The sequence below is a fragment of the Chryseobacterium sp. JV274 genome, from assembly GCF_903969135.1.
Classification (GTDB): Bacteria; Bacteroidota; Bacteroidia; order Flavobacteriales; family Weeksellaceae; genus Chryseobacterium.
In genome coordinates this window covers 1,991,962-2,006,104 of sequence record NZ_LR824569.1, presented here as the reverse complement: position 1 = coordinate 2,006,104, position 14,143 = coordinate 1,991,962, and the positions used below count along the sequence as shown (strand labels likewise).

Annotated in this window: 10 protein-coding genes; 6 read left to right on the top strand and 4 right to left on the bottom strand. The window is 35.2% G+C overall.

Features of this window, described 5'->3' with window-relative positions:
* Window positions 1-15: 15 nt before the first annotated feature.
* From CHRYMOREF3P_RS09285 to CHRYMOREF3P_RS09275, 3 genes are all read right to left on the bottom strand, one after another.
* Complete coding sequence (locus CHRYMOREF3P_RS09285; protein ID WP_077419189.1) at window positions 16-855, bottom strand: SDR family NAD(P)-dependent oxidoreductase; 840 nt, start codon at window positions 853-855, stop codon at window positions 16-18.
* A gap of 132 nt (window positions 856-987) precedes the next feature.
* Complete coding sequence (locus CHRYMOREF3P_RS09280) at window positions 988-1,794, bottom strand: helix-turn-helix transcriptional regulator (protein ID WP_180564463.1); 807 nt, start codon at window positions 1,792-1,794, stop codon at window positions 988-990.
* On the bottom strand, window positions 1,791-2,720 hold the full coding sequence (locus CHRYMOREF3P_RS09275; protein WP_180564462.1) for a helix-turn-helix domain-containing protein: 930 nt from the start codon (window positions 2,718-2,720) through the stop codon (window positions 1,791-1,793). The genes CHRYMOREF3P_RS09280 and CHRYMOREF3P_RS09275 overlap by 4 nt, the downstream gene beginning before the upstream one ends.
* Before the next feature lie 105 nt (window positions 2,721-2,825).
* On the opposite strand from CHRYMOREF3P_RS09275, the gene CHRYMOREF3P_RS09270 reads away from it, so the two are divergent.
* The 6 genes from CHRYMOREF3P_RS09270 to CHRYMOREF3P_RS09245 all read left to right on the top strand — a co-directional run bounded on the left by CHRYMOREF3P_RS09270 (window position 2,826) and on the right by CHRYMOREF3P_RS09245 (window position 12,224).
* On the top strand, window positions 2,826-3,476 hold the full coding sequence (locus CHRYMOREF3P_RS09270; protein WP_077419192.1) for an LA_2272 family surface repeat-containing protein: 651 nt from the start codon (window positions 2,826-2,828) through the stop codon (window positions 3,474-3,476).
* Between the two features lie 30 nt (window positions 3,477-3,506).
* The gene (locus CHRYMOREF3P_RS09265) at window positions 3,507-4,148 is read left to right on the top strand and encodes a hypothetical protein (protein ID WP_077419193.1); all 642 of its coding nucleotides are present in this window, start codon (window positions 3,507-3,509) and stop codon (window positions 4,146-4,148) included.
* Window positions 4,149-4,301: 153 nt separating this feature from the next.
* Entirely contained in the window at window positions 4,302-6,044 is a 1,743-nt protein-coding gene (locus CHRYMOREF3P_RS09260) for an AraC family transcriptional regulator (RefSeq protein ID WP_180564461.1), read from the top strand.
* Between the two features lie 760 nt (window positions 6,045-6,804).
* Entirely contained in the window at window positions 6,805-8,253 is a 1,449-nt protein-coding gene (asnS, locus tag CHRYMOREF3P_RS09255) for an asparagine--tRNA ligase (RefSeq protein ID WP_047386768.1), read from the top strand.
* 160 nt (window positions 8,254-8,413) lie between these two features.
* Window positions 8,414-9,877: an RNA polymerase factor sigma-54 gene (rpoN, locus tag CHRYMOREF3P_RS09250; RefSeq protein WP_077419195.1), complete on the top strand. Its 1,464-nt coding sequence runs from the start codon at window positions 8,414-8,416 to the stop codon at window positions 9,875-9,877.
* A gap of 199 nt (window positions 9,878-10,076) precedes the next feature.
* On the top strand, window positions 10,077-12,224 hold the full coding sequence (locus CHRYMOREF3P_RS09245; RefSeq protein ID WP_180564460.1) for a hypothetical protein: 2,148 nt from the start codon (window positions 10,077-10,079) through the stop codon (window positions 12,222-12,224).
* 270 nt (window positions 12,225-12,494) lie between these two features.
* Here CHRYMOREF3P_RS09245 and CHRYMOREF3P_RS09240 read toward each other — a convergent pair whose 3' ends face one another.
* Window positions 12,495-14,117 carry an AMP-binding protein gene (locus tag CHRYMOREF3P_RS09240; protein ID WP_180564459.1) on the bottom strand — a complete coding sequence of 541 codons (1,623 nt, stop codon included), beginning with the start codon at window positions 14,115-14,117 and terminating at the stop codon, window positions 12,495-12,497.
* Window positions 14,118-14,143 lie beyond the last annotated feature (26 nt).

Here is a 14,143-nt window from a genome sequence, read left to right as displayed (position 1 = left end):
AAGGATAGTATCAAATTAAATCGCAGTGGAAACAGTCAGACTTTCCCATTTTTCAGCGTCTTTCTTTAAAATATCAATTTTGTTATTCAGAAATTCTATCGTTCCGACACCCAATAATAAATGTACAGGCGGATTTTTCTCTTTACTGATCTGGATCAGTACATCAGCTGCTTTTTCCGGATCATTAGGCTGGTTTCCGTTGATGTCATTAAGATGGGCCTGTTCAGAATTTCTTGCCGCTTCATAAGCCTGAATAGGATTAGAAGGTGTTTTCACAGAATCTTTAGTTAAAAAATCTGTGCGGAAATATCCAGGATACACAACGGTAGCATGAATTCCGAAATCTTTTACTTCTTCAGCCAAAGCTTCAGTAAATCCGGCAACAGCAAATTTTGTTGAACAGTAAATTCCCCAACCCGGAAAATTAGCAGAATACCCTCCAACAGAAGAAATATTGAAGATGTTTCCGGATCTTTGCTCACGGAGATAAGGCATCGCATTTCTGATCACATTTAAGGTTCCGAAAACATTCACAGCATAATTTTCTCTTGCTTCTTCATCCGAAAGCTCCTCCAAGGTTCCGATTTGTCCATAACCAGCATTGTTGACAACTACATCAATTCGTCCGAAATGTTCAACCGTTTTGGCAATAGCAGATTTTATATCGTTGTTGTCTGTGATGTTTACGCTAAGCGGAAGGAAGTTTTCAGAAGTTTCTCCGATGGTGGAGATCAGGGATTCAACGGTACGGCTTGTTGCAGCAACCTGAAATCCTTCGGATAATAATTTTTTTACCAACTCGAATCCTAAGCCTTTTGAAGCTCCTGTCACGAACCATACTTTTTTTGTTTCCATTTTTAAATATTTTTTTGTTTAAATGATGGTACAAAGATGAAAAGTTACAGAAGGGAAAATGTATCCAAATCGGGGAATGATGTATCCAAATCGTGAATGGTGGTTTTTATATCATTTAAATTCAGATAGATTCTAATGAATTTTCAAAAGATTCCTGTATTTCAAGGGAGTGATTCCGATATTTTCTTTAAAACATCTGGTAAAATGACTCTGATCTGAAAAGCCGCATTCCATAGCAATATCCGTTAAAGAATGGGGCAAAGTCAGCAGTTCAAGTGATTTATTAAGTTTTAATTTTCTGAGGTATTCGCCCAGATTACAGTGGAAATATTTATGGAAATCCCTGCTGAGATGAATGGGATGGATGTTCAGGGTTTTAGAAAGCTCCGTAAGATTGAGACTTTCTGTAAAGCTTTCATGTAAAATTTCATTGATCTGACGTACCCAGACTGGCTTTCTATCAACTATCTTCTTCTGATGGGTCAATTGACTGAAAAGATGCAATAGTAACTGATTGACGGCTATTTCAAAAGATAAATCATTGGTTTTCGTTTCTTTGAACATCTGATAAACCAATAGTTTCAGATTGGGATCTTTTATATTGAAACTGCCTTCCACTTTATTTTTCTGGATGTCAAAATGATCAAACCAACTTTGTGAGAGTTCGATGTGAAATCCTCTTGTAAAAATATCCGGTTTAATATTGTAATGCGGATCTTCCCAATGATGGTACAATAATGTTCCAGCAGAACAGCCATAAGTTTCTTTTCTGTTTCCTTCTGTCATATTGCCCTGAAGCAAAAAGGTGAAGTAGGCATTTTCATGATAATGCCAGTCTACGAAAGGATGTGTATACTCCGTATCAGTGATAGTCAATCCTTCTAAATTGAGCATTTGATTGGTTTCTCCAAAATATTCGCCTTTACGAAGAGTATTCATGATAAGTTCTGTTTTAATCGGTCAATCTGTTCATACATTTTATTAAAGAACATTTTCCTTTCCCGGTTTCCGGATTCGTTCAGTGATCTGGAGTTTTTGATCTGATGCTCAAAATAACTCAGAGAATCTTCACAGGTGATTTTATCATTGGTCATCATATATCCAAACATGCTGAAAGGAACGAAAAAGGAACATTGCTGCTCATTTTTGAATAAAATACTGTTGTTTAAAATTACTAAATCATTCACATATATCTGGAAATTAGTTTTTTCCAGTGTTTTAATTTCGAGACCTTCCAGTAGTTTTCTTAAGTCATCCAGAATAAGATCTACATCATTTTTCTTTAATAATCCCATCTCATAGTAGAACGAGATTTGTCTCAAAGCGCTCATAATGGTGGTGTCATTCCAGATTTCGGTTACGTTTTGTTTATCATAAAGATCTTTCAGCATGTCATTTTTTACTGAATGATATTCCATATTAAACTCATGAAAAGGACTTAGAAATTTGTCCTGGTTCAGTAAATTCATCCAGACATAAAACTTAAAACGGGATAGCATTGAACCTGAAATGGTGTAAAAAAACGGGATGTCTTTTGCGGAATAAAATACTTTAGAATTGGTGATATCCTGAAAAACGTTTAAAATTTTCAATGAGTTTTCAAAATAGTTTAAAAGGTCTTCGGTGGTTCTTACCGGTTGTGTTCTTTTGACAACCAATTGATTTTCTGTTCCCAGGAACTGATCCAGTGAGATCTGATAGTATTTGGCAAGCTCCAGCGCTTCTTCAAAGCTGAACTTGGCTTTCAAAGAAGTTCTTCTGTGGGCCGCATCATAACTGATATTGAGAATGTTGGCAATCTCATCATTTAAAGATCTTTCCCCGATTTTTCTTCGGATTTCCTTCAATAGAGCTTCCTGGTGCATAGTTTTGTGATTTTCACAAATGTAGTATTTTTTTTAATTTTTTTTCACATTCGGAACTGTGCTTTCTGCTGATAATTTTGAAATGTAATTTTAAAATAATGAGTTATGAAAACACGAATTTTATTTACAGCAGTTCTTTTATTCAATAGTCTGGCTTATGCATCAGACAGTTTAAAAGCAGATTCTTTGAAACCGAGATTGATAGCAGCTTCTCCTTCAAAGAATGTAAGAAACGTCAACGGAATTTTATTTAAATACTATGATCAGGAAGATCATTTTAAGCCTAAAAAAGTAAATGGATTAGGCCTTGGGTTCAATGTTGTAGGTATTTTCCTTCCTCCGCTGATGCTTTTCACTTTACAGTCACCAGGAAGCTGGAGTCTTGATGATGATTATGTAGTAGTTCCCCGTGAAAAGATGAATAAAATCAATGGACTTCAATTGTCTCTGATCAATATGGAACCTACGGTCACCAATGGTCTGGAGATTAATGTTTCTAGTAATATTAATACACATGCGGTGACTAACGGGATGTCTGTTTCTCCATTTTTTAATCTTCATCATGAAATGAAAGGAATTTCTGTAGCGCCACTGGCTAATGTTGGTCAGAAATGCAGGGGAATACAGATTGGTTTATACAATAAATGTGAGGATTTCAGAGGAATACAGATCGGCGGATGGAATGAAAACGGAAAGAGAAAACTTCCCCTCATCAACTGGAATTTCAAGAAACAGAAAACAAATAAGACGCTATGAAAAAGTTTGTTACCCATAAATAATTCAACCATGAAAAATTATAAACTGATCTTATTTTTATTGATGTTGCCAGCGCTTATTTTTTCACAAAATGTTGCAGCCGATACATTAAAAGCCAATAGTGAAGATTCTTTTGATTATAAAAAATATTATGACTGCGATTTTGGAGAAGGGAATGTTTTATTAGTGATCAAAAAAGGAAAAGAATTTACAGACCTTACAGATTTAAGAAAATCAGGGAAGGGATTTGCGATTAAAATGGAAGCTATATACAGTATGGAATTTAATGACGGGAAAAGATATGAATCAAGTGTAGTGAAAAAAATTACACAGGACAGTCTTTCGATCACGAATTTTTTTAACGAAAATGCAGCCAAACTTGCGGGACAACCCTTCACGTTGATTACTTATCCTCTTTCCTCTTTAAAATATGTCCGTTTTATTGATGACCGGATGCTGTCTTTGTACGGTAAAAAGAATGTCCAGAAAAATTTTGATCTGATCGTAAAGAAAATGGACCGCGCGAAAATGTGTCCTGCTATTATTCAGTTTAAAGACAGAAACGGAGAGATGAAAGTCTGTCATTTTTATCTGACATCTCAGGGCTATGATCTTTTGTATGAAAACAATGGGAGAGTGTATTATCTGGAAGGTAGAGTAGAATGGAAATAATTGATGAAGAGAGTACAGTATGAAGACTTTACTCTCTTTTGTAAGTTTATCAGCATTGGTTTTAATAAAATTATTCCCCATTCACGGAAAAAAATAAAAGGATTGGTGTATCTACTGAAGAAAAATAATATTTTTGTAATATAGCTAGGATGAATGATGAAAATAAAACTTTTACTACTGTTTTTGATTATCGGGAATGTGTTCTGTCATTCACAAACCCATGATATAGAAAAAAATATCCCCGAACACAATACTTATGAAGAATTGGAAAAAGAATTCTATGGCAGCCGTGCGGGAGAAGGAAACAGTAAAAGTATTGCAGACTCATATCTTAAAAAGGCAAAATCTGAAAAAAATATCAGTCATATTGCTGAGGGATATGTTATGCTTCATTTTGACGAAGACTTGCCCAATGCTTTAAAATATCTTGACAGCTTACAGCATATCACCCAAAATTCTAAAGAAAATACCTATCCGGCCAGAACTTATCTTTTAAGAGGAAATCTTTATTTTAGAAATGATAATCTTCAGTCTGCATTGAATAATTATATCTTAGGGCTGAAGTATGCAAAAGAAAAAGGAAATAAGAGGCAGATTGCCATGGCACACATCAGTATTGCCTATCTGAATAATTATATTGGAAAACACGCGGAAACAGCTAAAGTATTAAGACATTATGCCTATGATGCTGATTATATGAATGAGGTTGAGAAAAACTCTCTCAAACTGAATCTGGCTGATGCTTACATAGAAATTAATAAAATGGATTCTGCGTATGTATTGATACAGAATGGCTTACAGGATTCCAAAAAAAATAATGATGTTTACCGTTATTATCAGAATCTTGGACTGCTGGGATATTATCATCTGCATTCAAAAAATTATCAGAAAGCTATTGATGGTTTATTGGAATGTGAAAAATATTTTTTTACAAATAGTAGTGGCAGTAAAAGAAACCAGCATTATACTCTTTTATATTTAGGGAAATCCTATGCCGGGCTTCAGGAAAAAGAAAAAGCTGTAGACTTTTTCCGGAAGATTGATTCTATGGTTCTTGAAACAAATTATATCTATCCGGAGCTGAGAGATGTATATACTTACCTGATTGATTATTATAAAGAAAACGGTGATAAAGAAAAACAACTGTATTATGTGGATCGCTTTTTAAAAGTTGATCAGGTTCTGGATACTCAATTCAGATATATTTCCAGAGAGCTTCCGAGAAGATATGATACTCCGGAACTACAGCAGGAGAAAGAAAATATTACCAATGAGCTTACAAAAAGAAAGAGTCTCTTTTATATTGTTTTAAGTCTTTTGCTTATATCACATTTATTATTTATCAACTTTTATTTCAAATACAAAAAATCAGAAAAAAATTATAAAAAGATTGCCCAGGATCTGATCCAGTCTGTTAATGAAAACAGAGTAGGAAAGCACAAAGATTCTGAATTCAAAAAAGAAACCCTGTCTGAGCCTCTTCCGATAGAAAATACAGTAAATTCAGAAGACAGAACTACTAGAACAATCTCAGAAGATATTGCCCAAACCATTTTAAGAGAACTTGAAATCTTTGAAAACAAAGACCAGTTTTTAAACAAAGGAATTACATTGGGAAGTCTCGCCAAAAAGATAAAAACAAACTCTAAATATCTGTCGGAAATTATCAATACTTACAAAGGGAAAAATTTTGCAACGTACCTCAACGATCTCCGTATTGATTATGCCATCAGCAGATTGGCCAATGACAGAAAATTCAGGTCCTATAAAATTCCATTTATCGCAGAAGAATTAGGGTATAATAATGAGCAGGCTTTCACTTTAGCCTTCAAAAAACGAACCGGAACCCCTCTTTCCATCTATTTGAAAGAGATTGAAAATATGTCTTCAAATTAGGTTTAATTTATTGGTATTCATTTACTTTGTGTTTATAAATTCATGATTTTATGTATATAAATTTATGAATCTATAGATCATATACTTGTTTCATTATTCCACTTCCTGCATCTTTGCTTCAGGTAAAAACACAACCATTTATTTTGTATGTGCACAATACAAGATATCATTCCAGACTATTGATTAATTAAAAAATTAAATCAGGAATTGTATCATAAAAATTAATAATGAAGTGGATAAGAACCAAAAATAATAACCAGAAAATAAAATGTAAATAATGAGATAATTGTTCAAAAGTTTGGAAATATAAAAGTGTAGTGATCATTAAAAATCATAAACAGTTAAAAACAAAATCCAGTGGTGAATCCGCCACACAGTTTAAAAGTATAGTATAGTCTAAAAATGGATGTATGACCGGGTAATTTACCACGGAGTTATCACTTAAAAACTAATAACCATTTCAATAAAACTAATTCCATGAAAACTCAGAGTAAAATAAAATTTTATTCTTTTTAAAAGTGATAGTGTAAGTGTGTTCATTCCGTGTCAATACGGATTTTATTGAAGTTCAGGACAATATTGAGTGGAAATGTAACCTGAAAATGAAGAAGAGTCTGCAGCAGAAAACAGGTGAATTCCCTGAACTCAAAGTTTAAATACTCGTTAAATGATTTTTAAAGACGGCGCAATCATCAAGTTGCGCTGTTTTTTTGTAACTTTGCGGACATTAATTTTTATATAAAAAATTTATCATCAACAAATGAAAAAGCAAACGATCAAAGAAGTCCTAAAGGATTACAAGAAAGTATTACATCATGACATTACAGTTTACGGATGGGTAAGATCATTCCGTGCAAATCGCTTTATTGCACTTAATGATGGTTCTACGATTAATAATTTGCAGATAGTTGTTGATTTCGAAAATTTTGATGAAGCAATCATCAAGAATATCAGTACTGCTTCTTCCCTGAAAGTAGTGGGTGAAGTAGTGGAAAGCCAGGGAGCAGGACAGTCTGTGGAAATTATCGCTAAAAAGATTATTGTTTTAGGAGATAATTTTACAGAAGAACTTCAGAGTACAATTCTTCAGCCTAAGAAACACAGTCTTGAAAAACTTCGTGAGCAGGCACACTTAAGATTCAGAACAAACCTTTTCGGAGCAGTGTTCAGAGTGCGCCATGCAGTAAGCTTTGCGGTTCACTCGTTCTTCAATCAAAACCAGTTCTTCTATATCAACACACCGGTTATTACAGGAGCAGATGCAGAAGGAGCAGGTGAAATGTTTGGAGTAACCAATTTTGACCTGAACAATATGCCGAGAACTGAGGAAGGAGATATTGATTTTGCACAGGATTTCTTCGGTAAAAAAACAAACCTTACCGTTTCAGGACAGCTTGAAGGAGAAACTGCAGCCATGGGATTAGGAAGAATCTATACATTCGGACCTACTTTCCGTGCTGAAAATTCTAACACCACAAGACACCTTGCAGAATTCTGGATGATTGAGCCGGAAGTTGCTTTCAACAACCTTGAAGACAATATCGACCTTGCGGAAGATTTCTTAAAATATGTAATCCAGTATGTATTGGATAACTGTAAAGATGATCTTGAGTTCTTAGACAACCGTTTTGCAGAAGAACAGAAAACAAAACCGGAAAAAGAAAGAGCAAAAGAAGGTCTTATCGAAAAACTTCAGAATGTAGTGGCTAAGCGTTTCAAGCGTGTAAGCTATACAGAAGCAATCGAAATCCTATTGAACTCGAAAGAAAATAAAAAAGGAAAATTTGCTTACCCGGTTGAAAGTTGGGGAACAGATCTTCAGTCTGAGCATGAAAGATATCTTGTTGAAAAACATTTTGAAAGCCCGGTCGTATTATTTGATTATCCGAAAGAGATCAAAGCTTTCTATATGAAACTGAACGATGACAATAAAACCGTTGCAGCTATGGATGTTCTTTTCCCTGGTATTGGTGAAATCATCGGTGGATCAGAAAGAGAAGCAAGACTGGATGTTTTAAAACAGAAAATGGCAGATATGCATGTAGATGAACATGAGCTTTGGTGGTATCTTGATACCAGAAAATTCGGTTCTGTGCCGCATGCAGGCTTTGGTTTAGGACTTGAAAGATTAGTTCTTTTCGTAACAGGAATGACGAATATCAGAGATGTGATTCCTTTCCCAAGAACGCCGAAAAGTGCTGAATTCTAGAACAATAAAAAAAAGCCTTAATCACAAGTTAAGGCTTTTTTTATTTTTCAATAGTTTATTAAGATGGGATGTATCATGCAAAAATCATGCTAAATACGTTTTTTATCAAATAAATTTATTAAATTCGTAGAATATGTTATGTTAAAACGCAAATAAGAATATGCTTAAACAACACTTACAACTCAAATTAGGACAAAAGCTGGCCCCTCAGCAAATCCAGTTGATGAAGCTTATTCAACTTCATACTCTTGAATTTGAAGAGGAGTTGGAGAGAGAGTTAGAAGAAAACCCGGCTTTGGAAATTGCGAAAGAAGATTCTAAGGAAGATGAATACTCTTCCCTGGAAGATGCTTATAAGGATGAGGGTACAGAAAGCATTGAAACAGATTTCGACGTCAATGAATATATCTATGACGATGAACCGAGCTATAAAACTGCATCCAGCAACTATTCTCCGGATGATGAAGAATTTGACAACGAAAGCCTTCTCACAGAGGGACAGTCCTTATATGACTATCTTACAGAACAGATTCACCTGATTAATATCAGTGATGAAGATCTTAAGATTGCAGAATACCTTATCGGGAACTTAGATACAGACGGATATCTTAGAAGAGAAATCAAGTCTATTGTTGATGATCTGGCTTTCTCACAAGGAATTTACACAACTAAAGAAAAAGTTGAGGATATTCTGGAGAACTATGTTCAGAAACTGGATCCATCTGGAGTAGGAGCAAGAGGCCTGCAGGAATGTTTATTGCTGCAAATTGAAAAGAAAGTAAGCTCAGATAAAGCAGTTTCTTTAGCTGCCAATATTTTGAGACATCAGTTTGAAGCCCTGACGAATAAGCACTACAATAAGATCATTCAGAAATATGATATTGAAGAAGAAGATCTGAAAGATGCACTGGAAGAAATCTCAAAATTATCCCCGAAAGTAGGAGGGAACTTCGATACACAAACAATTACAATTAATCAGGAAATTATTCCGGATTTTGTGATTCAGGTAAAAGATGGATTGGTGATTCCTATGCTCAACAGCAAAAATGCACCTACTTTAAGAGTTTCTGAAGAATATAAAGATATTCTGACTACTTATTCCCATGATAAAAACTCATCGGAACATAAGCAGGCTGCATTATTTATCAAGCAGAAACTGGATGCCGCAAAATGGTATATAGATGCTATTAATCAGCGTCAGAATACTTTATTACAGACGATTACAGCCATTGTAAAGTTTCAGAAGGATTATTTCATTACCGGAGACGAAAAGTCTCTGAAACCAATGATTCTGAAGGACGTTGCTGATATTACAGGATTTGATATCTCCACTATTTCAAGGGTGGTAAAAAGTAAGTATGCAGATACCCCTAACGGGATTGTATATCTTAAAGACCTGTTTTCAGACAGCTTAACGAATGATGATGGAGAGGAAGTTTCTACCAAAGAGATCAAAACCCATCTTCAGGAAGTAATCAGTAAAGAAAACAAAAGAAAGCCGCTTACCGATGATGCATTAGTGGTAATTCTAAAGGAACAGGGTTATAATATTGCCAGAAGAACGATTGCGAAATATCGTGAACAGCTCAATATTCCTGTCGCAAGATTAAGAAAAGAACTTTAAAAATATAAAAAAGCATTTCAATTTGAAATGCTTTTTTTATTATTGAATTTGTACTTGTTTAAAGTTTTCATTCCTTCTTTTTTAATATAACAAGTTTTTATCAACAATTTCAGTACCGTATTTCTACTGAATAAAATTCAATCCTTTATCCCGACATTTGGTTGATTAATCTTTAACTGAACCAATTAACCATTTGCTTATGTCAACAAAAACCGTTCAATTTAGTGTTGAAGTGAAAAATATGATCATCACTTCAGGAAGTTTCCAAGTTTTTGGAATTGTTGAAAATTTTATTGGCGCTGTTAATAACAAAACCTCATTTGAAAACAATACTTTCAGTGTTGAAATTAAAAATGCAGAATCAGAATATTACACTGTAACCGTTTGGGTGCATGAATATATCATTGAAGATACAAAATATAAAATTGAAGGCGAGCCCTTAAGTTTATTGGCAACATTCTATCTTCCTGATGTCACTGCTCCTGTCATTGTAAATCCTGAATCCTCTATCGCTTCAATCTATACATTTGCACGTATGTCGAAAGTAGATGATAACGGAACAGTTCATATTACAGGTACCGAACGAAATATGAAAATTGCTTATGGGATGAAGAAGAATCTTTACAAAACAGAAGGAGTCATCGGGGCTATGATCAGCACATCACCGAATGGCTTTGAAACGAACAGTTATCCGATGTTCAACTCTTTATGTAATTTGTACTATTATTCTTTAACAAACCCAATCCTCAGTACAGGAAAACCTTTTTACAGACAGTTTTTGGATTATGCGTGGCATGAACCTTCTGAATCAAACAAAAATTTTCTTCAGGCTGTACGAAATTTATTACATGATCCGTGTAATAATGCCGATAATATTTATAAAATGCTTATTGGTTTGAAAGAAATTTACCCGGATTCATTAGTCTCAATGAAAAATATGACTGATGATCAAAAAATTCCTAATAACTGGACACTTACCTTAAAAAGTAATTCTTCGGGAGCTAAGAACTTTATTCCAAGTGGTGCTGCATTTGTTGTTTTTGATGCAGATGATAATGCATGGATCGCCAATAATTTCAGGGCCGGTTCTCCGGATTCCGGAACGCATTGTCCTGTTTATAAATACGATGCTACACCTGCTGATTTTTCTCCGGTTCAGGGTGGCGGACTACTTGGAGTAGCTTTTGGAGCTGCAGTGAGCCCGGATAAAAAATATATTTCCTTCGGTAACTTCGGCTGGAGTTCGGAATATAACAATCCACAAGAAGGAAGTATCTCCCGTTTTTATTATAAAGATGGAAAACCGGTAAGTCCTTCCAATGGTTTTACATTAGGACTTTCCAGGGTTCAGGGAATGGAATATGATAATCAGGGAAATCTATGGATGGCTTCGGTGGGCTGCCAGGAACCTTTCGCACCTGCCAAACCGGGAATTTATCCTTTTGAAAACGAACCGAGTGCAGTAGTTGTTTATCTAAAACCGAAAGATGGTGACTTTGGAAAGGGTCCCACAAAGGAATTAACTCTTATTTGTAATGAATTTCCCGTAAAAAGATCACAAAACTTACCTCCGTTACCAACCAAAACCCCTTATTTAAAAATATTTGATGTAATTCCTGATCATAAAGGAAGTGCTTATGTTTCCTGTATCGGAAATTATGATAAAGATGTTCCTGAAAATTGTGCTTTTTCAGCAGTTTATAAAGTTGCAATTGAAGGAAATCAACTGGTGGTTACAAATAGCTGGTTCAGTAATTACTCTGAAAGTGCCAATAAGCAGGAAGGTTATGAATCACTTCGTCAGATTGCAATAAATGGTAATGGCGATGTTGTTGTGGTAGGAGTAAGCAGTAGCCGTGCCACAGTTCTTAGCAAAGACCTTTCAACCGTTTTGGGATATTATGATGTAAATACTTATGCTCCCTGGGGAGTTAAAATAGATAAAAACCACACTGTTTTTCTGGCTAATTTTGGTCATGAAACGGATTTTAAGAATAACCCTACGCTGGATATGCAGGGGCCTTTTGGAGTAACGATGCTTCGTAATCCGTCAAAACCGGAAACGGCAATGCTGCTTACTCTTCCTACAGGCGGTTCTGAGGTCACTTTAGCTAATGGATATCCTTTATATGGTACTCAGCGAAAACCAAAATTGAACGAATCAAAACACGAAGAGTTACAAATGCATTGTTATCAGCCAATCATGAGACTGACTTCAACAAATATTGACGGTGCCGGAAATCTGTGGTGTATGAACAACTGGAAACCGTCAGCCCTTGTAGATGTTTTTGATAATCCCGGTGGTGACGGAGTAGTCATTTTCCTTGGAATTGCAGAACCTGAATAGAGTACATTTCCATTTAAAAATAAAATACTCCAAAAGGATAAGCAATTATTCAAAGCAAATTCATATAAAAAAACCTGTTTAAGCATTTTAAACAGGTTTTTTTATTTTAATTGGTAAGTCTAAAATGCTTCTGGTGAAAAGCTCATATAAGACGAAAAATCAAACATTTTATAAAACTAATGTGTACTATTGTACATAAAGTTTGGTCTAAAAAAACTTAAATATTTAAAACTTTTGTGTCTAAAATTATCAATGCAAATTGAGACATGCTCAATCTTTAAAACTGCCTAATTCTAACTCTTTCATAGAAATCTCCCGCATTTCTACTTTTCTTATTTTTCCGGAAATAGTCATGGGGAACTCATCTACAAACTTCCAGTATTTCGGTACTTTATAGTGGGCAATTTTTCCTTTGCAGTATTCCTGCAGTTCTTCAGCGGTGATGGTAAAACCTTTTCTCACTTTTACCCAGGCCATCACTTCTTCCCCAAACCTTTCACTTGGAACACCAATGATTTGAACATCAAGGATGTTGGTGTAAGTATATAAAAAGTCTTCAATTTCTTTAGGTGAAATATTTTCTCCGCCACGGATGATGAGGTCTTTTATTCTTCCTGAAATGGTAATATATCCGTCTTTATCCATTACTGCCATATCTCCGGTATGCATCCAGCGGGCATCGTCCAGTACTTTTTTAGTGTTTTCAGGGTCATTCCAGTATTTCAGCATGACAGAATAGCCTCTTGTACAAAGTTCGCCATGTTCTCCACGTTTCAGGGTTCTGCCATTTTCATCCACAATTTTTATTTCAAGGTGATCCTGAACAGTTCCCACAGTACTTACCTGCTTCTCCAGTGGTGTTCCTATTAAAGTCTGGGTAGATACAGGCGAAGTTTCCGTCATTCCGTAACAGATGCTCATTTCTTTAATATTCATCAAACTTTCTACCTTTTTCATAATCTCGGGAGGGCATACTGATCCTGCCATGACACCAGTTCTTAAGCTTGAAAAATCATACTTATTAAAATCTTTTACTGCCAGTTCAGCAATAAACATGGTAGGAACACCATACAAAGAAGTACATTTTTCGTCAGAAACGGCTTTTAAAGTAATTTCCGGATCAAAACTGTCGTTGGGAATTACCATGCAGGCTCCATGGGCTGTGCAGCATATATTTCCGATAACCATACCAAAGCAATGATAGAAGGGAACGGGAATACAGACCCGGTCTTTCTCAGTATATTTTAATCTGATTCCGATAAAATAACCGTTGTTGAGAATATTATGATGAGAAAGCGTGACGCCTTTCGGGAAACCTGTAGTTCCGGAAGTATATTGAATATTAACAGGGTCATCAAATTGTACATGTTCTTCAAAACTGTGAAGAACTTCATCTGAAATATCCTGACCCTTATTGACAAAAGCTTCCCAGGTTTCATCAAAGAATATTTCATGTTCAAGGGTGGGGCATACTTCTTTGGCATACTCAACCATTTCTTTGTAGTTGCTGCTTTTATAACTTAAGGAAGAAAAAATGAAACGAACTTCAGACTGATTAAGGACATAGGTGAGTTCATGAGTCCTGTAGGCCGGATTGATATTAACTAAAATAGTTCCTATTCTCGCAGTGGCATACTGCAAAAGAACCCATTCATAACGGTTAGAAGACCAGATTCCGATTCTGTCACCGGCTTTTGCTCCCAAAAGCAGTAAAGCTTTTGCAACAGCGGTTGTCTGATTGTAAAATTCCTGGTAAGTAGCTCTGTAATTCTGATGAACACAGACTAATGCTTCCTGATGGGGATGTTTTTCGACAGTACTTTTAAGATTGGCTCCGATGGTCTGTCCTAATAATGAAACCTCAGAAGTTCCATATACATAAGATAAGGGCATAGTTTAAGATTTGGTGGGCTAAAATT